General features: G+C 44.7%; 27 protein-coding genes. 24 read left to right on the forward strand and 3 right to left on the reverse strand.

Going from position 1 to position 21,242, the window contains the following annotated elements; genetic code table 11:
* Nucleotides 1-24 precede the first annotated feature (24 nt).
* The 9 genes from NFU07_RS12825 to mtnN all read left to right on the forward strand — a co-directional run bounded on the left by NFU07_RS12825 (nt 25) and on the right by mtnN (nt 5,896).
* A complete protein-coding gene (locus NFU07_RS12825) occupies nt 25-291 on the forward strand; it encodes an IreB family regulatory phosphoprotein (RefSeq protein WP_052651832.1) in 267 nt (88 codons plus the stop codon).
* A gap of 1 nt (nt 292) precedes the next feature.
* Complete coding sequence (ruvX, locus tag NFU07_RS12830; RefSeq protein WP_235199018.1) at nt 293-709, forward strand: Holliday junction resolvase RuvX; 417 nt, start codon at nt 293-295, stop codon at nt 707-709.
* Nucleotides 710-722: 13 nt separating this feature from the next.
* The gene (locus NFU07_RS12835; protein WP_235199019.1) at nt 723-1,031 is read left to right on the forward strand and encodes a DUF1292 domain-containing protein; all 309 of its coding nucleotides are present in this window, start codon (nt 723-725) and stop codon (nt 1,029-1,031) included.
* A 221-nt stretch (nt 1,032-1,252) separates the two neighbouring features.
* Complete coding sequence (gene mltG, locus NFU07_RS12840; protein ID WP_251478736.1) at nt 1,253-2,377, forward strand: endolytic transglycosylase MltG; 1,125 nt, start codon at nt 1,253-1,255, stop codon at nt 2,375-2,377.
* Nucleotides 2,378-2,469: 92 nt separating this feature from the next.
* Nucleotides 2,470-3,087, forward strand: coding sequence for an O-methyltransferase (locus NFU07_RS12845; protein ID WP_251478738.1), 618 nt, complete (start codon nt 2,470-2,472; stop codon nt 3,085-3,087).
* 25 nt (nt 3,088-3,112) lie between these two features.
* Nucleotides 3,113-3,736 (forward strand): uridine kinase, encoded by a 624-nt coding sequence (gene udk / locus NFU07_RS12850; protein WP_251478739.1) that lies wholly within the window; start codon nt 3,113-3,115, stop codon nt 3,734-3,736.
* 78 nt (nt 3,737-3,814) lie between these two features.
* Entirely contained in the window at nt 3,815-4,291 is a 477-nt protein-coding gene (gene greA / locus NFU07_RS12855; protein WP_235199022.1) for a transcription elongation factor GreA, read from the forward strand.
* Nucleotides 4,292-4,423: 132 nt separating this feature from the next.
* Entirely contained in the window at nt 4,424-5,140 is a 717-nt protein-coding gene (locus NFU07_RS12860) for a DUF1510 family protein (protein ID WP_251478741.1), read from the forward strand.
* A gap of 51 nt (nt 5,141-5,191) precedes the next feature.
* Complete coding sequence (gene mtnN / locus NFU07_RS12865) at nt 5,192-5,896, forward strand: 5'-methylthioadenosine/S-adenosylhomocysteine nucleosidase (protein ID WP_251478743.1); 705 nt, start codon at nt 5,192-5,194, stop codon at nt 5,894-5,896.
* Between the two features lie 58 nt (nt 5,897-5,954).
* On the opposite strand, the gene pssA is transcribed toward mtnN, so the two are convergent.
* A complete protein-coding gene (gene pssA / locus NFU07_RS12870; protein WP_235199023.1) occupies nt 5,955-6,494 on the reverse strand; it encodes a CDP-diacylglycerol--serine O-phosphatidyltransferase in 540 nt (179 codons plus the stop codon).
* Nucleotides 6,495-6,741: 247 nt separating this feature from the next.
* Here pssA and NFU07_RS12875 point away from each other — a divergent pair, with 247 nt between their 5' ends.
* The 12 genes from NFU07_RS12875 (at nt 6,742) to NFU07_RS12930 (ending at nt 16,211) form a co-directional block, all read left to right on the forward strand.
* Nucleotides 6,742-7,515, forward strand: a complete 774-nt coding sequence (locus NFU07_RS12875) for a phosphatidylserine decarboxylase (protein WP_251478745.1) — start codon at nt 6,742-6,744, stop codon at nt 7,513-7,515.
* Nucleotides 7,516-7,545: 30 nt separating this feature from the next.
* Nucleotides 7,546-8,076 (forward strand): YqeG family HAD IIIA-type phosphatase, encoded by a 531-nt coding sequence (locus tag NFU07_RS12880; RefSeq protein ID WP_285835966.1) that lies wholly within the window; start codon nt 7,546-7,548, stop codon nt 8,074-8,076.
* A complete protein-coding gene (gene yqeH, locus NFU07_RS12885; RefSeq protein WP_251478749.1) occupies nt 8,073-9,176 on the forward strand; it encodes a ribosome biogenesis GTPase YqeH in 1,104 nt (367 codons plus the stop codon). Before NFU07_RS12880 ends, yqeH begins: the two co-directional genes overlap by 4 nt.
* A 10-nt stretch (nt 9,177-9,186) precedes the next feature.
* Nucleotides 9,187-10,014 carry a shikimate dehydrogenase gene (aroE, locus tag NFU07_RS12890; RefSeq protein ID WP_251478750.1) on the forward strand — a complete coding sequence of 276 codons (828 nt, stop codon included), beginning with the start codon at nt 9,187-9,189 and terminating at the stop codon, nt 10,012-10,014.
* Nucleotides 10,001-10,300, forward strand: a complete 300-nt coding sequence (gene yhbY, locus NFU07_RS12895) for a ribosome assembly RNA-binding protein YhbY (protein ID WP_235199028.1) — start codon at nt 10,001-10,003, stop codon at nt 10,298-10,300. The genes aroE and yhbY overlap by 14 nt, the downstream gene beginning before the upstream one ends.
* Entirely contained in the window at nt 10,297-10,899 is a 603-nt protein-coding gene (locus NFU07_RS12900; protein WP_251478752.1) for a nicotinate-nucleotide adenylyltransferase, read from the forward strand. Before yhbY ends, NFU07_RS12900 begins: the two co-directional genes overlap by 4 nt.
* The gene (gene yqeK, locus NFU07_RS12905; RefSeq protein ID WP_251478754.1) at nt 10,853-11,431 is read left to right on the forward strand and encodes a bis(5'-nucleosyl)-tetraphosphatase (symmetrical) YqeK; all 579 of its coding nucleotides are present in this window, start codon (nt 10,853-10,855) and stop codon (nt 11,429-11,431) included. The genes NFU07_RS12900 and yqeK overlap by 47 nt, the downstream gene beginning before the upstream one ends.
* Complete coding sequence (gene rsfS, locus NFU07_RS12910) at nt 11,424-11,762, forward strand: ribosome silencing factor (RefSeq protein ID WP_235199031.1); 339 nt, start codon at nt 11,424-11,426, stop codon at nt 11,760-11,762. The genes yqeK and rsfS overlap by 8 nt, the downstream gene beginning before the upstream one ends.
* Nucleotides 11,759-12,484 carry a class I SAM-dependent DNA methyltransferase gene (locus tag NFU07_RS12915; protein WP_251478756.1) on the forward strand — a complete coding sequence of 242 codons (726 nt, stop codon included), beginning with the start codon at nt 11,759-11,761 and terminating at the stop codon, nt 12,482-12,484. Before rsfS ends, NFU07_RS12915 begins: the two co-directional genes overlap by 4 nt.
* A gap of 157 nt (nt 12,485-12,641) precedes the next feature.
* Entirely contained in the window at nt 12,642-13,241 is a 600-nt protein-coding gene (locus tag NFU07_RS12920) for a helix-hairpin-helix domain-containing protein (RefSeq protein WP_251478758.1), read from the forward strand.
* Nucleotides 13,242-13,323: 82 nt separating this feature from the next.
* A complete protein-coding gene (locus NFU07_RS12925; RefSeq protein ID WP_235199034.1) occupies nt 13,324-13,914 on the forward strand; it encodes a ComE operon protein 2 in 591 nt (196 codons plus the stop codon).
* An 83-nt stretch (nt 13,915-13,997) separates the two neighbouring features.
* On the forward strand, nt 13,998-16,211 hold the full coding sequence (locus NFU07_RS12930) for a DNA internalization-related competence protein ComEC/Rec2 (protein ID WP_251478759.1): 2,214 nt from the start codon (nt 13,998-14,000) through the stop codon (nt 16,209-16,211).
* Between the two features lie 20 nt (nt 16,212-16,231).
* Here NFU07_RS12930 and NFU07_RS12935 read toward each other — a convergent pair whose 3' ends face one another.
* On the reverse strand, nt 16,232-16,366 hold the full coding sequence (locus NFU07_RS12935; protein ID WP_036806444.1) for a YqzM family protein: 135 nt from the start codon (nt 16,364-16,366) through the stop codon (nt 16,232-16,234).
* Nucleotides 16,367-16,522: 156 nt separating this feature from the next.
* Between NFU07_RS12935 and holA the strand changes: the two genes are divergently transcribed.
* The gene (gene holA, locus NFU07_RS12940) at nt 16,523-17,554 is read left to right on the forward strand and encodes a DNA polymerase III subunit delta (protein WP_251478761.1); all 1,032 of its coding nucleotides are present in this window, start codon (nt 16,523-16,525) and stop codon (nt 17,552-17,554) included.
* Between the two features lie 46 nt (nt 17,555-17,600).
* Here holA and rpsT read toward each other — a convergent pair whose 3' ends face one another.
* Nucleotides 17,601-17,852 carry a 30S ribosomal protein S20 gene (rpsT, locus tag NFU07_RS12945; RefSeq protein WP_235199037.1) on the reverse strand — a complete coding sequence of 84 codons (252 nt, stop codon included), beginning with the start codon at nt 17,850-17,852 and terminating at the stop codon, nt 17,601-17,603.
* A gap of 220 nt (nt 17,853-18,072) precedes the next feature.
* Between rpsT and lepA the strand changes: the two genes are divergently transcribed.
* A complete protein-coding gene (gene lepA / locus NFU07_RS12950) occupies nt 18,073-19,902 on the forward strand; it encodes a translation elongation factor 4 (RefSeq protein WP_251478763.1) in 1,830 nt (609 codons plus the stop codon).
* 56 nt (nt 19,903-19,958) lie between these two features.
* Nucleotides 19,959-21,098, forward strand: a complete 1,140-nt coding sequence (gene hemW / locus NFU07_RS12955) for a radical SAM family heme chaperone HemW (RefSeq protein WP_251478765.1) — start codon at nt 19,959-19,961, stop codon at nt 21,096-21,098.
* Nucleotides 21,099-21,242: the final 144 nt, after the last annotated feature.

The following is a 21,242-nucleotide window of genomic DNA, read 5'->3' on the forward strand; positions in this document are numbered from 1 at the left end:
AAATCCGAAAGCGAGGTGCTTGTCGTGAGTTCATTTGATCAAACTATGAAATTCAATCCGTCTGATGAATCGATGGAGCAGGAAGTGAAGCATGTGATGCTTCAGGTCCATGCTGCACTCGAAGAAAAAGGGTATAACCCGATCAATCAGATTGTCGGCTATTTATTATCAGGTGATCCGGCTTATATTCCTCGCCACCAGGATGCACGCAATATGATTCGCAAACTTGAACGGGATGAAATTCTGGAAGAGCTTGTGAAATTCTACATCAAAAAGAATAACGAGGAATAACATGAGAACAATGGGACTGGATGTCGGTTCGAAAACAATTGGTGTTGCCATCAGCGATGCGCTTGGGTGGACAGCCCAAGGCATTGAAACTGTCAAAATCAATGAAGCGATAGGCGAATTCGGCTTGGAGCGTTTAGGTGAATTGATCAAACAGTATGAAGTCAGCCATATTGTTGTCGGTTATCCGAAAAACATGAACAACTCAATCGGTCCGCGCGCCGAAGCATCCGAGAAATTTGCAGCGATGCTTGAAGAAGCGTATTCCATACCTGTTGTGCTATGGGATGAACGGTTGACGACGATGGCCGCAGAGAAAATGCTGATTTCAGCGGATGTCAGCCGAAAGAACCGCAAGAAAGTGATCGACAAGATGGCGGCAGTGATGATTTTGCAAGGCTATCTTGATTTTAAAAAATGATGAGGTGACCCAAATGGAACACGGACAAGAACATATTACGGTCGTAGACGAAAACGGCAACGAGCAATTATTTGAGGTATTGTTTACATTTGAATCAGAGGATTTCGGAAAATCATATGTATTGTATTTCCCGGTAGGCGCTGAGGAAGATGACGAAGGCGAGATTGAAATCCAAGCTTCTTCATTCACTGAAAACGAAGATGCAGATGGAAAAATCGCTGGAGGCGAACTTCGCCCGGTTGAAACAGACGAAGAGTGGGACATGATCGAAGAAATGCTGAACACGTTCCTTGACGAAGAAGAAGAAAACGAAGAATTTTAATCTAATTGGAAAGGGACGGAATTGATTGCTGATTCCGTCTTTTTCTTTTGCAGCGACTTCTGTATACTGATAGAGAGAAACTTTTAGACATGGAACTTCTTCATTCCTGCTGCGTTTCAATAGTATGGAACTAATGATAGTGGCCAGTGATTTTCTGCTTGAACGGGCAGAGTCTTGCTGGCCATTAAAATGGATTGAAGAAAAAGCTAAGGGGGGGACCCATGGACAAGCCGTCAAAGAAACAAGTCATGTTCGAACGGATGAGCGAAAAGAAAAAAGAAATGAAGGTCGTCCGCCGAATCGTGGCGATTATTGCGCTGGTATTGCTGCTTATTGTCGGGGTCGCTGGATTCCTGACGTATAATTACGTGACAGGTGCATTAGCACCGGTCGATCCGGATTCTGAAAAAGTGATCGAAGTTGAAGTGCCGATCGGTTCGAATCTAGACAGCATTGCGGAATTGCTTGAAGAAAAAGGGTTGATTGAAGATGCACGGGTTTATAAATATTACGTGAAATTCAATAATCATTCTGATTTCCAAGCGGGAACCTACGGGTTGCTGCCGTCGATGACGTTGGATGAAATCACCGAAAGCTTAAAAACGGGTAAAGTCTACCGCGAACCGTTGTTTTCAATCACTGTCCCAGAAGGGCTCACGCTCGAAGAAATTGCAACGCGGGTCATTGAAGAAAAAACCGATTATACAGCTGAGGAATTTATGGCGCGTGTAACGGATGAAGCTTATATCGACCAATTGATGAATGAGTATCCTACGCTGTTGACAGAAGAAATCAAAGGCGAAAATATCAAGTTTGCACTGGAAGGCTATTTATTCCCTGCGACCTATCCGTTTTATGAAGAAGATCCATCCTTGGAGCTGATCATTAAACAAATGTTGGATGCCACAAACTCAGTTGTCTCCCAATATCAGACGGTACTGGAAGAAATGGAAAAGACGCCGCACTGGCTTTTGACTTTCGCTTCCCTTCTTGAGGAAGAAGCGACAGCCCAGGCAGATCGCGAGACGATTGCAAGTGTCTTCTACAACCGCTTGAACGATGATATGCCGCTGCAGACAGATCCGACCGTCATTTACGCGATGGGTGAACACAAAGAACGTCTGTTCAATAAGGATTATGAATTCGAAGATCCTTACAGCACCTATCAGAACAAAGGCTTGCCGCCGGGGCCGATTGCTGGAGCAGGAGCTTCATCGATCGAGGCTGTATTAGATCCTGCAACGACGGAATACTATTATTTCTTAGCCGATTCCGATGGAGTCAACCATTTTGCTAAGACATATGACGAACATTTGAAGAATCAGGCCGAATACATCGGCAACTGATGATGCGCAAGAAGGAAGCGACCTCGCATTCCTTCTTGTTTTATGTTATTATAGGTAGTAATTTTTGCTGCGGTAAAAAGGAGCTATTAATGATGGAACAACAGAAATTATCCGCTGCTTTGGCATTGGTCAGAAGTTACGCAGAAGAGCATCATGTGCCGATCATGGAAGAAACCGGAATCGATGAACTGCTCGCTTTGTTAAAAAAGCAGCAGCCTCACCATATCCTGGAGATCGGTTCGGCAATCGGGTTTTCAGCCATTAAAATGGCTGCTGGAATGCCAGGATGCCATGTCGATACGATTGAGCGGGATGATACGCGCTACGAAAAAGCGGTTGAATTTATTTCACTTGCTGGCTTAAGTGAGGCCATCCGCATTTTCCATGCAGACGCATTGGAAATGGATTTAGCGGAGCTAAAAACCTCTTATGACGCAATTTTTATCGATGCAGCCAAAGGGCAATATGAGAAGTTTTTTAATAAATACGAAAGCCTGTTGGCAGACAATGGCTTGATTTATTGTGATAATATGCATATGCACGGCATGGCTGAAATGGATATCTCGGAAATTCCGAGAAGAAAACGGACGATGATCCGAAATCTGAAAGCCTTCAAAGAACATATGATGAATCACCCCTCTTACGAAGCGGAATTGCTGCCGGTAGGAGACGGCATCATGATTTGCCGTAAAAAATCATTAAAAAAATAATATAGTTTGCAAGGAGCTTGGAAGTATGTCTAAAAACCGTCCAGTCGTAATTGGAATTGCAGGAGGATCAGGCTCAGGCAAAACGAGCGTGACAAATTCCATTTATGAAGTATTCAAAGAAAATTCAGTAGTAGTGATCGAACAAGATTATTATTACAAAGACCAAAGCCATTTGGCATTTGAGGAACGGCTGGAAACGAACTATGATCATCCATTGGCATTCGATACAGATTTGCTGATTGACCATATCAATGAATTATTAGCCAGAAAACCGATAGAAAAACCTGTCTATAACTATGCCTTACATACCCGTGCTGAAGAGACGGTCGTGATTGAACCGAAAGATGTCATCATTTTAGAAGGCATTCTCGTGCTTGAAGACCAACGCCTCCGTGATTTGATGGATATTAAGCTATTTGTTGATACCGATGCCGACTTAAGAATTATCCGCCGCCTGCTGCGTGATATCAACGAACGGGGACGGACAATCGATTCTGTCATCGAGCAGTATTTGACCGTTGTGCGTCCGATGCACAATCAATTTATCGAGCCGACAAAGCGCTATGCAGATGTGATTATCCCTGAAGGCGGGCAGAACGAAGTCGCAATTGACTTGATGGTTACAAAAATTAAAACAATTCTTGAATAGATTGACAGTTTATAATATGATGATACGAGACTGACGGATAGGAAATATCCAAAGTCAGCAGTTGAAGGAGTGGGAACAATGGCGAACGAAAAACAATTTCCGATGACAGCTGCAGGAAAGCAGAAGTTGGAAGAAGAACTGGATTTCTTAAAAACCGTAAAACGTAAAGAAGTCGTTGAACGGATTAAAATAGCACGCAGTTTCGGAGATCTTTCCGAGAACTCTGAGTACGATTCGGCTAAAGAAGACCAGGCATTTGTAGAAGGTCGAATTTCAACATTAGAATCGATGATCCGCAACGCGGTAATCATCAATGAAAACGAACTGAACAAGGATATTGTCCGTTTAGGGACAACGGTTACTTTCGTAGAAGTTCCGGATGGCGATGAAGAATCGTACACAATCGTCGGATCAGCGGAAGCAGATCCGTTGGAAGGGCGAATTTCAAATGACTCGCCTATCGCAAAAAGTATGATCGGCCGGACAATCGGTGAGAATGTGAAAGTATTGACACCAGGCGGCGAAATGGAAATTAAAATCGTTTCAATTACCTAATGCTTGGGGCCATTCTTAGTAAGAATGGCTGTTTTTATTAAAATTTAATCGAAAATGAAACATTCTTTTCGTCAAATCGTCAAATTTGTTACAGCGCATTATGCTAAAATAATGTGAAGAGGAGGCAAATGAATGTCGAATGAAGAAAAACCGTATCCTTCTCGTTTGAAAAAGAAAAACCGATCGAACTCTATTTTAAATATGATGATCGGTTTGGTATTTACATTAATCCTGATTACTGGAGCTTTTATCTTCCTGGATAATGGAGAAGAAAATGCGGCGGAACCTGAAAAGGTGGAAATCGCATCAGATACTGAACAGCAAACGAGTGAAGAAGATACAAACACAACAGAAGACGAAACAGCAACAGAAGAACCTACTGACACGGATACAGAAGCAGACTCAGAAACTGATGCAGCAACTGAAGACACAGAAGCGGAAGCAACTGAAGAAGACAGTGAAGCAGAAGAAACGGAAGAAGGCACTGTGACGGTTGGCGGGAAAATCACGCGTGAGGAGTCAAATGATCCGATCGTTGAAGAAACTGTCATCAACACAAGCTGGGAGCCGGTCGGCACATCTCAATCTGGAAATCACGTTTCGGTCTATGACAAAGGTTCAGTGGACTGGAATGAAAAAATCAAAGCAATCTCATATGCAACGGGTTTAGGCGAAGACAATATGTATATCATGATGATCAAAAACGGCGGTGGGCCACAGAAATCCATCGGCGTCGTACAGTCGAAAGACCAATCCCAGAAATACCGCGTCCATCTGGAATGGGTTGACAGCGAAGGCTGGAAACCTGTTAAAATGGATGTATTAAAAACGCTTGATGGCGCCTATTAATAAGGCGTCTTTTTTTACGAAATGATTTGTGGATGAAAGGATGATAATAAAATGAAAATTGGCGTAATCGGAGCAATGGAAGAAGAAGTGGAGCTGCTGCGGAGCAGTTTGGAAAATGCGGAGACAGAAACGATTGCAAATTGTGAATTCACTTCCGGTACTTATAAAGGACAGGAAGTGGTCTTGCTTAAAAGCGGCATCGGCAAAGTGAATGCTGCCATGTCGACAACCCTTTTGCTGCATCATTTTAAACCGGATATCGTGATCAATACGGGATCAGCTGGCGGATTTGATGAAGAATTGGAAGTTGGTGCGATTGTCATTTCGGATGAAGTCCGCCACCACGATGTAGATGTTACAATTTTCGGCTATGAAATGGGCCAGGTGCCTCAAATGCCGGCTGCTTTTACATCCAATGAGGAATTGATCGAATTAGCGGTAAAAGCGGTAGAGGAGATCGGAGAGCACTCTCACGCTGTTGGCTTGATTGCCACAGGCGATTCATTCATGAACGATCCAGAACGCGTAGCGAAAGTACGGGAATTTTTCCCGACAATGAAAGCTTCTGAAATGGAAGCGGCAGCCGTTGCACAAGTTTGCTATCAATTTAACGTTGCTTTTGTCGTCATCCGTGCCTTATCCGATATTGCCGGCAAAGAATCGAATATTTCTTTTGACGAATTCCTTCCGGTAGCGGCAAAACATTCAACGCAAATCGTCCTCCATGTAATCGAGCGTCTTGCAGACCGAATTTAATTTGAATAGATGGGCAAAAAGAAAAAGCTGGAGGCGTTTTTCACAACGCTTCCAGCTTTTAAACTTTTCTTAAGGTAAATGTGCTGATCATCAAGATGGCGCAGATAATGAAAAGAAACATGAATGCAACAGGCGGGAATACGGATATTCCGAAAAAGGATAAGGTGACAACTGTTCCGGCTGCTGTAATCGGCAAACCGACAAAATAGCCGTTCGATTCAGAGATATTGAAGCGGGCGAGCCTGAACGCGCCGCTGGCAATATAAATCACGGTGAAGACCATTCCGGTGATGCCGAAATCCGTTAGCACTAATTCATAAATTAGAATTGCGGGCGCTACACCGAATGATATGATATCGCTCATCGAATCGAGCTGTTTGCCAAGTTCCGATTCCTGGTTGAACTTTCTTGCAACCATCCCATCAAAACGGTCCAAAAATGCAGCGATGAAAATAAAAAGTACACTATAGCTATAAAAGCCATTCAGTGAAGCCATTAAAGAGGCGCCGCCAAATGCCATATTGCCGATGGTGATCATATTTGCAGTTTGAGATCTTAACTTTTTGATTGTGCTATCCATTCGTTCGATTATCAGCAATGGAAAACACTCCTTTTTTGTCTAGTCTACAGCACATGTGAAATACAAATGCTTGCGCTTTTATCAACGTACATTCTCTAGGATTGAAGAGATGATGGATCATTCAGTATGGCATATTCGAGCCTGCAAACCAACTGAATCTAAAAAATTTTAATGAGGATTGTATATTTATAGTATACTTATTCATTTCATTATACTGTGAAAGGCCAAAAAATGGTAGACTATTTTAAGCGATGGAGGTGTACCTGTGAAGAAAAAACTTTATCAGCAATCAATTGAATTGACGAATGGCCCTCTCACCTCGGGCCTAGTCAGGAAATTTGCTGAATCACCGATAAGTCGGAAGTTCATTCCCGGCTATATTAAAACTTATAAAATTGAGACAAATGATATTGAAAAACCGCTCGAATCTTTCCACTCTTTGCATAATTTTTTCATTCGCACGCTGAAACCGGAAAGCCGGCCAATTGCTTCCACAGAAGTCGTTTCACCTGTCGATGCTAAAATTGAAATTGCGGGAGATTTGCATGAAGGCATTCAGTTTCTAGTAAAAGACCAACATTATTCTCTTACGGATCTGCTCGGAAACAAAGAACTGGCGGACTTGTATCAAGACGGAAAATATATCGTTCTTTACCTTTCCCCGGCAGATTACCACCGAATACACAGCCCCGCGACCGGGAAGGTTATGAAACAATACGTGCTTGGCAAAAAATCGTATCCAGTAAATAATTGGGGGCTAAGCTTCGGCAAATCGCCTCTAAGTGGAAATTATCGATTGATTTCTGAACTGGAAACGGCATTTGGACGCATGCTGTCAGTAAAAGTCGGCGCCATGTTCGTAAATTCCATTCAACTGACGAATCTTACGGATAATTGGTCAAAAGGGGAAGAAGTCGCTTATTTCAGCTTTGGTTCTACCGTGGTGCTTTTCTTTGAAAAAGACAAGATTGAATTTAGCGAAAATGTGAGAGCTGGAAAACGTATCTATATGGGAGAAGCACTCGCATATATGGTATAATCAATAGCATTAAGTTCGGAGAAACAGGAGTTGTTTGCAGTGTATCAATATTTTATACCAAGCCAATACGTAAAAAAAGTCTATGACATTTCGCCTGAGATGCTATTGGAACAGAACGTAACGGGAATCATTACCGATTTGGACAATACTTTAGTGGAATGGGACCGGGCTGATGCTACGCCGATGCTGATCGAATGGCTGAAGGGCATGAAGGATGCTGGCATCCAAGTAGTGATTGTTTCCAATAATAATGAACTTCGCGTTAAGTCTTTTGCAGATCCGCTCGGGATTCCGTTTATTTTCCAGGCACGAAAGCCGATGGGGCGGGCTTTCCGGAAAGCATTGGCGATCATGAATGTAAAACGTGAGAATGTCGTGGTGATCGGCGACCAAATGCTGACCGATATTTTCGGAGGCAACCTGAATAAACTGCATACCATTCTTGTACTGCCGGTTGCACAATCGGATGGTTTTTTTACGCGCTTCAACCGTATGGTCGAACGCCGCATCATGAAAAAATTAAAACAAAAAGGTCAACTTACTTGGGAGGAAGAAAATTGAACGAAATGCCAACATGCATCGGATGCGGAGCACAAATCCAGACAGATCGCCCTGGCGAACTTGGATATGCTCCTGTGTCGTCTTTAGATAAAGAAGAAATTATTTGCCAACGCTGTTTTCGTCTGAAAAATTACAACGAACTGCAGCCGGTCTCACTGACGGATGACGATTTCCTGAAAATCCTTAATGGACTTGGAGAACGCAAAGGTCTGATTGTTAAAATCGTCGATATCTTTGATTTTAACGGCAGCTGGCTGCCAGGCCTTCATCGTTTCGTCGGCAACAATGACATCCTGTTGATTGCCAATAAAGCGGATTTGTTGCCGAAATCAGTCAAACAGCAAAAGCTCATCAACTGGATGAAGCAAGAAGCGAAGAAACTGGGCTTGAAGCCGGTCGACATTTTGACGGTCAGCGCCCATAAAGGCACGTGTGTTGAAGAAGCGATGGCGCTGATCGATAAATACCGCAAAGGGCAAGACGTTTACGTTGTCGGCTCTACAAATGTCGGGAAATCGACATTCATCAACCGCATCATCAAACAGGCAACCGGACAGTCCGATATTATCACGACTTCTCATTTCCCGGGAACGACACTGGATATTATTGAAATTCCGCTTGATGATAAACGTTCCCTATACGATACACCGGGGATCATCAACCACCATCAGCTTGCGCATTATTTGAATCCGGCTGATTTGAAAATGATCATGCCGAAAAAAGAGCTGAAGCCGCGCGTTTTCCAATTGAATGCGGAACAAACGCTTTATATCGGCGGCCTTGCCCGTTTTGATTTCATCAAAGGGGATCGGTCTTCGTTTACTGTCCACGTAGCCAATGACCTTGGGATTCACCGGACAAAACTGGAAAATGCAGACGCTTTGTATGAACAGCACCTGGGCGATATGCTTTCTCCGCCATCTGCTGAATACAAGGAAGATTTCCCAGAGTTAGTGCGCCACGAATTCCGGGTAAAGGATAGTAAAACAGATATCGTATTTTCAGGTCTTGGATGGATTACCGTCCAGCATCCGAATGTGGTTATCGCTGCTTATGCGCCAAAAGGCGTCGAAGTGATTTTGCGTCCATCATTGATCTAGGGGGATTCTAATGAAGAAATGGTATGCCGTAATAGGAGATCCGATCAGTCATTCGCTATCGCCTTATATGCATGATTTGTGGATGGATGAACACGGACTTGATGCCAGTTATATCCCGATCCATGTAAAACCAGCGCGGTTAAAAGAATCATTCGATGCTTTGAAGACGCTTGGAGTGGGCGGATTCAATATCACTTTGCCGCATAAGCAGGCAATCGTTCCTTATTTGGATGAATTGGATGAAACGGCCATTGTAATGGACGCTGTCAATACAGTGACATTCGATGGCCAAAAATATAAAGGCTGGAATACGGACGGGGATGGATTTGTCCGTTCGCTCATGTCCGAGCCGATTACGTTAAATGAAAAAGTGTTGATTATTGGGGCAGGCGGTGCGGCTCGAGGCATTGCTTTTGCTTTGAAGCGAGCTGATTTCCAGGATGTCACGATTGCTAACCGGACTTTTCAGCGGGCCGAAGAATTGGCCACAGCTACGGGAAGTGCGTCCATCACGATGAAAGATGCAGAGGAATCACTAGGGGATTTTAGCATCATCATCCAGACGACTTCGGTCGGGCTTTCGGAAGATGAAGCCTTGCCGCTGTCATTGGACTCAATCCAACCGGGAGCATTGGTAGCGGATATTATTTATACTCCGCTGGAAACTCCGTTTCTAAAAGCGGCAAAAGAGAAAAACTGCGTGATTTTGAATGGCGTCGGCATGTTTGTCTATCAAGGCGCCATCGCGTTTGAAAAATGGACAGGCATTAGCCCGGACACAGAAAAAATGATCGAAATCATCACAGATAAACTAGGAGGAAATTATGTTAACAGGTAAACAAAAACGCTTTTTGAGAAGCGAAGCTCATCATTTAGATCCGATTTTCCAAGTCGGCAAAGCAGGCGTCAGCGGAACGATGCTGCGCCAGATTGAAGAAGCATTGGAAGCAAGAGAATTAGTGAAAATCAGCATCCTGCAAAACAACGAAGACGACAAGCACGACGTTGCGAACCAGCTGGCTGAAGGCACTTATGCGGAATTGGTCCAATTAATCGGCCATACGGTCGTGCTTTACAAACCATCGGTCAATAAAAAACGGATCGAGCTGCCGGTGAGCAGATGAAAAAAGTCGGGATATTAGGCGGAACTTTCAATCCACCTCATCTCGGCCATTTGATCATGGCCAATGAAGCGCTCCACGCCGTCGGTTTGGACGAAGTGCGCTTTATGCCGAATTTCATCGCGCCTCATAAAGAAGTCAGCGGGGCAGGGGCTAAGCAGCGGTTGGCGATGACGGCGCTGGCGGTTGAAAACATTCCGTATTTCTGCGTTGAAGACTTTGAAATCAAGCAAGGCGGAGTCTCCTATAGTTTCGACACCTTATCGAAATTGCGTGAAAAAGAACCCGACAGCGAATTTTATTTCATTATTGGCGGGGATATGGTGGAAGGTTTGGCCAGTTGGCATCGAATCGATGAATTGGCAGAGATGATCCGTTTTATCGGAATCAAACGGCCAGGCTATTCACATTCCAGCCCGTACCCGGTAGAGATGATCGATACGCCGGAAATCCATCTCTCGTCAACCATGATTCGCAGCAGGGCTTCTATTGGAGGCACAATTCGCTTCCTGGTTCCCGAAAAAGTGGAAGCGTATATACGAAAGGAGCGGTTATATGGATCGGAGTACAATGCTTCAGCGAGTGAAGAAACGCGTTCCTGAAAACCGGTTTAATCATATACTCGGGGTCATGAAGACGGCCATGGCTTTAGCCCAAACTTTCAACGTATCGGAAGAAAAAGCGCAGATTGCAGCTATTCTGCACGATGTAGCTAAATTTTCCGATCGAGATTGGATGAAGTCCATTATTGAAAAACAGCAGATGGATCCTTTATTGCTCGAATACCATTCTGAATTATGGCATGCCCCAGTCGGCGCTTACGTCGCATCATACGAATTCGGCGTCAACGATGAAGACATCTTGAACGCGATCCGCTACCATACGACGGGCCGTCCAGGAATGTCGGATCTGGAAAAAGTGATTTATATTGCCGATCTGGTAGAACCGAACCGCAAATTTTCAGGAGTTGAAGAATTGCGACAATTAAAAGATCAAGGATTGGATGTTATGATGGAAGCCAGCATCAAGCATACGATCGACTTTTTAGAATCAAAAAATCAGCCGGTTTATCCGGATTCACTGAAGTGTTATGAATACTTCGTGCAACAGAAAGGGAAAGTGAAGAATGACTAAACACACATTATTACAAATGGCATATGATGCCGCGGAGGATAAAAAAGCCGAGGATATCGTGGTTTTAAATATGGAAGGCATTTCGCTTCTTGCAGATTATTTTGTCATCTGCAGCGGGAACTCTGACCGCCAAGTCCAAGCGATTGCACGTGAATTGATCGAGCAGTCGAACAAAGCGGGGAATGAAGTGAAGAGCGTTGAAGGATTTGATGCAGCGCGTTGGATCTTGATCGACCTAGGAGACGTTGTTGCCCATGTGTTCCATAAAGATGAACGTTCATACTATAACTTGGAGCGCTTGTGGAGAGAAGCTCCTCAAATGGAAATATGAGATATGGAAAATTTGCATCAGTGTACGATGAGCTGATGGAAGATATTCCGTATGAGAAATATGTGGAATGGGTTGCTGCCCATGTGAAATCCGGCGCTTTGCTGGATTTGGCGTGCGGGACAGGAACCCTTTCGCAGCTTTTTGCTGAAATGGGCTATCAGGTCACTTCAAGCGACCTGTCGGAAGAAATGTTGGCTATCGCTAGCCAGCGTTTCCAAGATGCACAGCTGCAAGTGCCGCTCCTCCAATTATCGATGGATAATCTGGAAGGGCTAGCTGGCTTCGATGCCATTACGATTGCCATCGATTCATTGAATTACTTGGAAACCGAACAGCAAATTCAGGAAACGTTCAAAGAAGTGCATGCTGCACTGAATGAAGGCGGACATTTTTTCTTTGATGTCCATTCCCTCCATAAAGTGGATCATATTTATATGGACAGCCCGTTTGTTTATGATGGAGAAGATATTTCGTATATTTGGCATACAGCTGAAGGCGACTCTGAACATAGCGTGATCCATGATTTGACTTTCTTCATCCGCAACGGGGAATTTTTCGAGCGATTTGAAGAAACGCATGAACAACGGACGTTTCCAATTGCGCAATACAGTGCTTGGCTAAGTGATGCAGGCTTTGAAGTAATGGAAGTCACAGCTGATTTTACAGATGAAAAACCTGTTGATGACAGCGAACGCATTTTTTTCCATGCATCCAAAAAGTAAAATACGCCATCCGCAAACAAGCGGATGGTTTTTTTGTTGTGCGAGCAGACCTGCTAAAAATAAATTCGACATCCGATAAAAGTTAATATATAATTCAGACAGCTTCTATCTGATTGCTGATTGTGGAAAAGAGGGGAACCCGCTGAACTTTTCACAGTTGAAAGACAAATTTGGCTGGGTGTTGATCCCGGCAATCGCCTTCGCAGCCGCAGCCATCTATTTTTTTGCTCCTCAAGATGACCCGGAAGCAACGCTCGAACTGATCCAAACTGAGCCCCCACCGCAAATAGAAACCCCCATCGAAAGCAATCCCATACCTGAAGTGATCATGGTCGACATTAAAGGCCAAGTTGCCAATCCAGGCGTTTATGAACTGCAGACAGGAGCGCGTGCAAAAGATGCGATCCAGGCCGCTGGCGGATTTTTAGAAACGGCTGAAACTTTATCCATCAATTTAGCGATGGTCATTCAAGATGAAATGGTTCTTTACGTTCCGGAAATCGGAGAAGAAGCGGCCGTTCCGGCAATTCAGGCGCAGCAGCCTGCAGCTGCAGAAGCCGGCAGCCTCGTAAATTTAAATACGGCTACGGCAGAAGAACTGATGACATTGACAGGCATTGGACCATCGAAAGCTGAAGCGATCCTTTCCTACAGGACAGAGAACGGAAATTTTCAAAGCATCGAAGACTTGACGAAAGTTACCGGCATCGGCGACAAAACTTTTGATAAACTGAAAGAGGCCATTACGGTCAATTAACCAGGTGTGAGCCAAAAGAACGGTTGACGAAAATTTCGCCTCTGCTACACTTATTTTAACTAAACCAGCAGGAGGCAATCAGATGAAGCGAATAACTTGGGATCAATTCTTTATGGCGCAAAGCCATTTACTAGCACTTAGAAGCACATGTACAAGGCTATCTGTCGGAGCGACAATTGTCCGGGACCGCCGTATTATGGCGGGCGGCTACAACGGTTCAATTTCAGGCGGCGACCATTGCATCGACAAAGGCTGCTACGTCGTGGATGGGCATTGCGTCCGGACCATCCATGCCGAAATGAATGCATTGTTGCAATGCGCAAAATACGGCATCAATGTCGGCGGTGCGGATATGTATGTTAGCCATTTTCCGTGTCTTCAATGCACAAAATCGATCATTCAAGCCGGCATTTCGAGGCTGTATTATGCAGCGGATTACAGAAACCATGAATATGCGATTGAACTGCTTGAACAAGCGGGTGTCGAAGTGGTGCAAGTGCCATTTGATGAACGCAAAATCGATTTCTTAAGTGTGGAGAAAACCGCTTTGTACATGGAATTGCTTGAAAAATTGCGGGAAAAAGGCGGCAGCGAAGAAGAATTGGCCCATTACAACGAACGGGTGAAACAATTATTCGGAGACGTGGAAGAAGTAGAGGGAGCCGAAGTGTAAGTTCAAATTTCTTCATTTATTTAGCGGCGGCGACAATGCTCGCGAGCTTTGCAGCGCATGAATCACCGAGGATGCTTGGTTTCATGGCGCTGCTTTTTTTCTGGATGGCTTGGAAACGGGAAACCCTCTTATTGATCGGCTTTATCGCTTTTTCTGCCTGTGCAATTTATATGGTGCAGGAAATCAGGGAACAGGATAGCGAAACCTTAGCTCCGAATTTTGCTGGAGAGCTGTTATTTCTGCCAAATTATACAATCGATGGAGACGGATTGCGCGGATTTGCCCGGCTCGGCGGAGATAGGCTGGTCTATGCCGAATACCGGTTTGAATCGGCTGAAGAAAAAGCGCTTTATGAAAACAGGCTCTATAAATCGACGCTCCGTGTAACCGGGGCTTTTGAAGAAGCCAGTGAACCGTCGCACCGTTTTTCATTCAATATGAAAAATTATTTGGAGCATAACGGCGCCAGCGGCTTATTTAAAATTGAAACCATTCAAGCGCTTTCTGAAAATCGGACATTTAAGAGCTGGATGGCAAGCCGGCGCGAATCGTTGAAAAAACATATTCGCGGAAGTTTCCCGGACAGTTTGTCGACGGAGGCAGAAGCGCTCTTGATCGGCGAACAGGACCGTATGAGCCTTGAAGATCGGCAATTGTTCCAGACGCTCGGCATCACCCATTTGTTTGCGATTTCCGGGCTTCATGTTGCGATCATTGCCGGCATCATCTATTTCCTGCTGATTCGCCTGCATTTCCGCAAAGAAACCGTGATTTTGCTGATGCTAGCTATATTGCCGCTGTATGCTTTGCTTGCCGGAGGAGCACCTTCCATCTGGCGTTCTGTCAGTATGGTGTGCCTCGTCTTAGCGGGGAGTTTGTTGAAACTAAAATGGCCGATTGCACATGTTTTAGCCGTAAGTTTGATTTTCTTTGTTTTATGGAATCCGACACTGCTATACAATATCGGATTCCAGCTTTCTTACGGCGCAACGTTTGCAATCATCTATTCCAGCCGGTTTTTATCACAGACTTCTTCAGCGTTCAAAAACGGCTTGATTATCACTTGTGTTTCCCAATTAAGTTTGTATCCTTTGCTGCTATACCATTTTTATGAAATTTCATTATCGTCTTTTTTGGTGAATAGCTTGTTTGTGCCGCTGTATACCTTGATTATCTTGCCGGTTAATTTAATTCTTCTGGTGCTGACTTTTATTTGGCCGCCCGGTGCAGAAATCCTCTTTCGCATCTACGAACCGGCTAGAGGCTTAGTCGCTGGGTTTATGGAATCGCTCGCAGCGGTACCGCATCAAATGTGGAATCCTGGAAAGCCTGAGCCGCTCATCCTGGTTTTGCTTCTCGCTAGTGTCTTCGTCTTTTACTTGCTGGCTGAAAGACAATTCCGGTATCGGCAATTGTTTGTCTTGCTGGTTCCAGCCATTCTTTTTACGCTGTTGCCGTATACAGACAGCAGCTTGAAAGTCACCTTTTTGGATGTGGGGCAAGGAGACAGTGCAGTCATTGAACTGCCGCACCGGAAAGCAGTTTACGTCATTGATACAGGGGGCTTGCTGCGCTTTGAGCAGGAAGCTTTCCAGGAGCGCGAAAAGCCTTATGAAATTGGACGCCAAGTGGTTGTGCCTTATTTGAAAGGCAAGGGTATTTCAGCAGTCGATATTCTCGTCCTTTCGCATGCCGATGCCGATCATGCCGAAGGGGCGGAAGAACTGTTCGAGCTCTTGTCAATCGAGGCTCTCCATTTATCGCCAGGCTCCGCTGAAACGGATTTGATGCAGGCACTTGCGCCTTATGCAAAAGAAGCGGCTGCTGCTTTCCCTTATGCCGGCTCTTCTTGGCGTTCTGGAGAGATAAACTTTTCATACTTGTCGCCTGCAGACAATGTGTATGAAGGGAATAACGACTCGCTTGTGCTTTTGCTTGAAGCGGCCGGGGCGCGGATTTTGTTTACCGGTGATTTGGAGGCGGAAGGTGAGCGGGAAATCGTAGAGAAATACGGGAGTTTGATTGCCAATCTGTCTTTGTTGAAAGTCGGCCATCATGGCAGCAAGTCTTCAAGCAGCGAAGCCTTTCTGGAAACGGCGAATCCGGCCCTCTCCATTTTTTCGACAGGCAAGGACAATCGCTACGGGCATCCCGCGGCAGAAGTGGTGAACCGTTTTGAAGATCTGGAATTGGAGACTCTCAATACAGCTGAGCGTGGAACGCTTGAATTCACATTCAGCGGCGGCGAAATGAGATTGGATGCGATGCGCCCAATAAAAAAAGGTTCCAGCCAGTGACGGCGGAACCTTTTTTCTATTTAGCGAGCTACAAATTGCACTACTGCCGCAATAATGAAGATAGCTGCAAAAAATACGAATGATACAACAAATCCCATTCCTGCGTCGATCGCGTCATTGCGCTTCGACTGTACGTTCTGTTCAAATTCATTCATTGCTATCCCTCCTAATTCCCTCTTATTATAAGCGATGGGTGTGGAAAAATCTAGATTGAAGAGGATTAATCTAAAGGAATTTAGCGGCAGACACAAAAATGTCAAAATACCAAAATGGCTGAAAATCCGATATAGTAGAAAGAGGAGGTGCAGTTTATGATCACTTCAGTATGGAAAGCGATACGCAGTGGACAAATCGATCCTGTATACATCGTTACAGGGACGGAAAGTTATTTCATCGAAAAAACGCTGGATTTATTGAAAACGAAATTGACGGACGGGGAGCCGGAGTTCATCTTTTTTGATCTGGACGAAGTGCCTGTCGATTATGTAATAGAAGAAGCGGATACGATTCCTTTTTTCAGTGACCGAAAATTGATCATCGCGAAAAATGCTTCTTTCCTTAAAGCGGCAGAACGCGGCAAAGAAAAAATCGACCACAATCTAAAAGCCTTGGAAGCATGGCTTGAAAATCCGCCTTCCAGTTCCGTGACTGTATTTGTGGCGCCATATGAGAAATTGGATGAGCGCAAGAAAATCACGAAGCTGATGAAACAGCGGGCGATCATGGTGGAAGCGAAATCGCTGCAAGCGAATGATTTGGAGACATGGCTGACGCATGAAGCGAAAACATACGGCAAGATCTTGGAGAAGCAATCGGCTCAGAAGCTTGTCGAAATGGCAGGGACCAATTTAACACTGCTATCTTCTGAACTGGAGAAAATGTCGCTTTATTTGGGGGCAGATGAAGAAGAGATTACGGGCGGCCTGATTGAGCAGATGACGGCACGGACCTTGGAACAGGATGCTTTTAAGATGCTTCAGTCCTATTTGGATGGAGATGTCAGTGGAGCGCTCAGCGTCTATTACGATTTGATCCGGCAAAAAGAAGAGCCTGTAGCACTTACGGCTCTGCTTGCTTCACAAATTCGCTTCATGGTGCATGTGTTTTATCTGCAGAAAAAAGGCTACCATGCCCAAGCCATTTCAAAGCAGTTAAAAGCGCATCCGTACCGCGTCAAATTGCTTGTTGAAAAGCGCCAGCAGCTTTCCGAACAGCGTTTACTGGAAGTGCTGCACGATTTGGCGGAAATCGATCTGCAATTAAAAACGCAAAGCGGGAACCGGGAACGGATTTTGGAATTCTTTTTGATGAAACGCAAAGCAGTGCCGGCAGCGGCACGCTGAATAAAGTAAAAAGGCCGACTCCCTGTAAGGAATCGGCCTTTTGCTGTTACGCTTGTTTTTTCATCAAGCTAGATTTTTTACGAGCTGCTGTGTTTTTGTGGATAAGACCTTTAGAAGCTGCTTTTTCCACTTGTTTGATAGCTGCTTTTACAGAATCGCTTGCGTTTTCATCTTTGTTAAGCAAAGCTGTTTCAGCTTTTTTAACTGAAGAACGCATTGTCGATCTCACGTGTGAGTTCTGAGCATTTTTCGTTTCATTCGTGCGAACACGTTTGATTGCAGATTTAATGTTTGGCATGTATTTCACCTCCTAGACAAATAGGAACAGAGATGGAATCATCTCATGTATCTTTTATGTCTCTATACAACATGAGTTATTTTATCAAATCGCGGAAGGGATTGCAATAGATATGTGCAAAGAAGTTTACCTTGACACTGAAATCATTTCAACAGTCATACATTGCTGAATACAGGCTGTACTGCTATAATTCATAGTAGTTTATATAGGAGTGAAGAGAATGAATCATGAGGAAAGATTATCCCGGCAAAGCAAAATACGAAACTTTTCCATTATCGCGCATATAGATCACGGCAAGTCGACGCTTGCTGACCGTATCTTGGAGAAAACGGAAGCATTGACTTCCCGAGAAATGAAAGCACAATCGCTTGATTCCATGGACCTCGAACGCGAGCGCGGCATTACGATCAAATTGAATGCTGTCCAGTTGAATTATAAAGCAAAAGACGGGGAAACCTACATCATGCACTTAATTGATACACCGGGACATGTCGATTTCACTTATGAGGTGTCGCGCAGTCTGGCAGCTTGTGAAGGTGCGGTTCTGGTTGTCGATGCTGCTCAGGGCATTGAAGCGCAAACTTTGGCGAATGTCTACTTGGCGCTTGATAATGAACTTGAAATCTTGCCAGTCATCAACAAAATCGATTTGCCAGCAGCCGATCCTGAACGGGTCCGGGGAGAAATCGAAGATGTGATCGGACTGGATGCGTCGGAAGCGGTCTTAGCTTCAGCCAAGGCGAACATCGGTATCGAAGAGATCCTTGAACAAGTGGTTGAAAAAGTGCCGGCTCCGACTGGCGACCCGAGTGCGCCGCTAAAAGCGCTGATTTTCGATTCAATCTACGATCCGTACCGAGGCGTTGTTGCTTATATTCGGATCATGGAAGGAACAGTCAAGCCGGGAGACCGTATAAAAATGATGGCATCAGGCAAAGAATTCGATGTCATCGAAGCTGGCGTTTTCACACCGCACGTTTCTTTGCAAAAGGAATTGACAGTGGGAGATGTCGGATTCTTGACCGCAGCCATCAAAAACGTTGGAGATTCAACGGTTGGTGATACAATCACGCTTGCAGATAATCCGGCAACAGAAGCACTTCCAGGCTATCGCCGCCTGAATCCGATGGTATATTGCGGCTTGTATCCGATTGATACATCGAAATACAATGACCTTCGGGACGCTCTTGAAAAATTGGAATTGAATGATGCGGCTTTGCAATTCGAACCAGAATCTTCGCAAGCGCTAGGTTTTGGCTATCGCTGCGGTTTCCTGGGCCTATTGCATATGGAAATCATCCAGGAACGCATTGAGCGTGAATTCAATATTGATTTGATTACAACCGCACCAAGTGTAATCTATGATGTCCACATGACGGACGGGGAAGTCTTGAAAGTGGATAACCCTGCCATGATGCCTGACGCTCAGAAAATTCAAGTTGTAGAAGAGCCGTATGTAAAAGCGACTGTGATGGTGCCGAATGATTACGTCGGCGCAGTTATGGAGATCTGCCAGAAAAAACGCGGAAATTTCATGACGATGGATTACATCGACGCAACTCGCGTCAGCATCATTTATGAATTGCCATTGGCTGAAATTGTCTATGATTTCTTTGACCAATTGAAATCGGGCACGAAAGGCTATGCTTCATTTGACTATGAATTGATCGGCTATAAAGAATCGAAATTGGTGAAAATGGATATCCTGCTGAACAGTGAACAAGTCGATGCCCTTAGCTTTATTGTCCATCGCGATTTCGCTTATGAACGCGGGAAAGTCATCGTCGACAAATTGAAGACTTTGATTCCACGCCAGCAGTTTGAAGTGCCGATCCAAGCTGCAATCGGCCAGAAAATCGTCGCTCGGCAAACGATCAGCGCAATGCGCAAAAACGTTTTGGCAAAATGTTACGGGGGAGACATCTCGCGTAAACGCAAACTTTTGGATAAGCAAAAAGAAGGTAAGAAGCGCATGAAACAAGTCGGTTCTGTTGAAGTGCCTCAAGAAGCTTTCATGGCCATCCTGAAAATGGACGACCAATCAAAATAAACAAAAAAAGGAGGCCGATTTTGTGCCTCCTTTTCCTATTAGAAAGAAGGAATAATATGGTCAAGGGATTGTATATCCATATCCCCTTTTGCCACCAGATCTGCCATTACTGTGATTTCAATAAAGTCTTTTTCAAAGATCAGCCTGTGGATGCGTATATCGATTCATTGGGGAAAGAGCTTGCGCTATGGAAGCAGGAAGGAGCGCTCGACCAGCCGCTAGAAACCATTTTTCTTGGAGGTGGAACGCCAACATCGCTAGATCCGGACCAATTAAGAAAGTTATTGGCCTACATCCATGAATACGTGCCGATGGCAGAAAATCTGGAATGGACTTCAGAAGCGAATCCGGATGAACTGACGAAAGAGAAAATGGAAGTGCTGTTTGCGGGCGGGGTCAACCGGCTTAGCATGGGCGTCCAGACATTCGATGCCGATCTACTGCAGCGCCTTGGACGCACCCATAGCAATGATGACGTCCACCGTGCTGTAAAAGAAGCGCGCGAAGTCGGTTTTACGAACATCAGCTTCGATTTGATGTATGGTTTGCCAGGGCAAACGATGGCGCAATGGGAAGATACGCTGAAACAGGCTTTTGAATTCGACTTGTCGCATTTCTCTGCCTACTCATTGATCATCGAACCTAAAACGGTATTTTATAATCTGATGACCAAAGGCAAACTCAACACCGTGACCGAGGATTTGGAAGCGGATATGTATGAAAAGCTGATGAACGAAATGGAACAGCGCGGGTTGAAGCAATATGAAATTTCGAATTTCGGAAAGCCGGGATTAGAATCCCGGCATAATCTCATCTACTGGGACAACGAAGAGTATATCGGCGCCGGCGCCGGTGCCCATGGCTACGTAAAAGGCATTCGCTATTCAAATGCCGGACCATTAAAGAAATACATGGGACCGCTTGGTGAAGGGGAACGCCCGTTGCTCAGCACGCACGAGGTGCCAGTCAATGAACAAATGGAAGAAGAAATGTTCTTAGGGCTTCGGAAGACGGCAGGCGTATCACTCGCGCATTTCCAAGAAAAGTTCGGCCGTTCACTCGAAGAAGTCTACGGTGAAATTATTGGAGTGGAGATCGGCAAAGAGAATTTAGCCATTGAAGATGGCCGGATTAAATTAACGAAGCACGGCCGATTTGTCGGCAACGAAGTTTTCGAGAAATTCCTTCTCGCTTAATATTTGCATAGAAGAAATAAATCTAAGCAGGTGGCAAAAGTTAATTTTAAAATTTGTCTTTCTTTGACAAAAACAAAAGCGCATTCGTTGACAAGGCTATTAGAATTTGATAATTTTAAAGTAGTCTTAGCACTCACACCTATA

It is taken from the genome of Planococcus sp. NCCP-2050 (assembly GCF_023708025.1).
Classification (GTDB): domain Bacteria; phylum Bacillota; class Bacilli; order Bacillales_A; family Planococcaceae; genus Planococcus.

Excerpts from the sequence above, each read along its gene's own strand:
- NFU07_RS12930 (WP_251478759.1), top strand. The coding sequence starts at position 13,998 with ATGGCGCTGCTTTTTTTCTGGATGGCTTGGAAACGGGAAACCCTCTTA.
- yhbY (WP_235199028.1), top strand. The coding sequence starts at position 10,001 with ATGTTAACAGGTAAACAAAAACGCTTTTTGAGAAGCGAAGCTCATCAT.
- rpsT (WP_235199037.1), bottom strand. The coding sequence starts at position 17,852 with ATGCCAAACATTAAATCTGCAATCAAACGTGTTCGCACGAATGAAACG.
- lepA (WP_251478763.1), top strand. The coding sequence starts at position 18,073 with ATGAATCATGAGGAAAGATTATCCCGGCAAAGCAAAATACGAAACTTT.
- udk (WP_251478739.1), top strand. The coding sequence starts at position 3,113 with ATGTCTAAAAACCGTCCAGTCGTAATTGGAATTGCAGGAGGATCAGGC.
- mtnN (WP_251478743.1), top strand. The coding sequence starts at position 5,192 with ATGAAAATTGGCGTAATCGGAGCAATGGAAGAAGAAGTGGAGCTGCTG.
- NFU07_RS12845 (WP_251478738.1), top strand. The coding sequence starts at position 2,470 with ATGGAACAACAGAAATTATCCGCTGCTTTGGCATTGGTCAGAAGTTAC.
- NFU07_RS12915 (WP_251478756.1), top strand. The coding sequence starts at position 11,759 with ATGAGATATGGAAAATTTGCATCAGTGTACGATGAGCTGATGGAAGAT.
- NFU07_RS12925 (WP_235199034.1), top strand. The coding sequence starts at position 13,324 with ATGAAGCGAATAACTTGGGATCAATTCTTTATGGCGCAAAGCCATTTA.
- mltG (WP_251478736.1), top strand. The coding sequence starts at position 1,253 with ATGGACAAGCCGTCAAAGAAACAAGTCATGTTCGAACGGATGAGCGAA.
- ruvX (WP_235199018.1), top strand. The coding sequence starts at position 293 with ATGAGAACAATGGGACTGGATGTCGGTTCGAAAACAATTGGTGTTGCC.
- NFU07_RS12860 (WP_251478741.1), top strand. The coding sequence starts at position 4,424 with ATGTCGAATGAAGAAAAACCGTATCCTTCTCGTTTGAAAAAGAAAAAC.
- greA (WP_235199022.1), top strand. The coding sequence starts at position 3,815 with ATGGCGAACGAAAAACAATTTCCGATGACAGCTGCAGGAAAGCAGAAG.
- NFU07_RS12935 (WP_036806444.1), bottom strand. The coding sequence starts at position 16,366 with ATGAATGAATTTGAACAGAACGTACAGTCGAAGCGCAATGACGCGATC.
- aroE (WP_251478750.1), top strand. The coding sequence starts at position 9,187 with ATGAAGAAATGGTATGCCGTAATAGGAGATCCGATCAGTCATTCGCTA.
- holA (WP_251478761.1), top strand. The coding sequence starts at position 16,523 with ATGATCACTTCAGTATGGAAAGCGATACGCAGTGGACAAATCGATCCT.
- NFU07_RS12835 (WP_235199019.1), top strand. The coding sequence starts at position 723 with ATGGAACACGGACAAGAACATATTACGGTCGTAGACGAAAACGGCAAC.
- rsfS (WP_235199031.1), top strand. The coding sequence starts at position 11,424 with ATGACTAAACACACATTATTACAAATGGCATATGATGCCGCGGAGGAT.
- yqeK (WP_251478754.1), top strand. The coding sequence starts at position 10,853 with ATGGATCGGAGTACAATGCTTCAGCGAGTGAAGAAACGCGTTCCTGAA.
- NFU07_RS12900 (WP_251478752.1), top strand. The coding sequence starts at position 10,297 with ATGAAAAAAGTCGGGATATTAGGCGGAACTTTCAATCCACCTCATCTC.
- hemW (WP_251478765.1), top strand. The coding sequence starts at position 19,959 with ATGGTCAAGGGATTGTATATCCATATCCCCTTTTGCCACCAGATCTGC.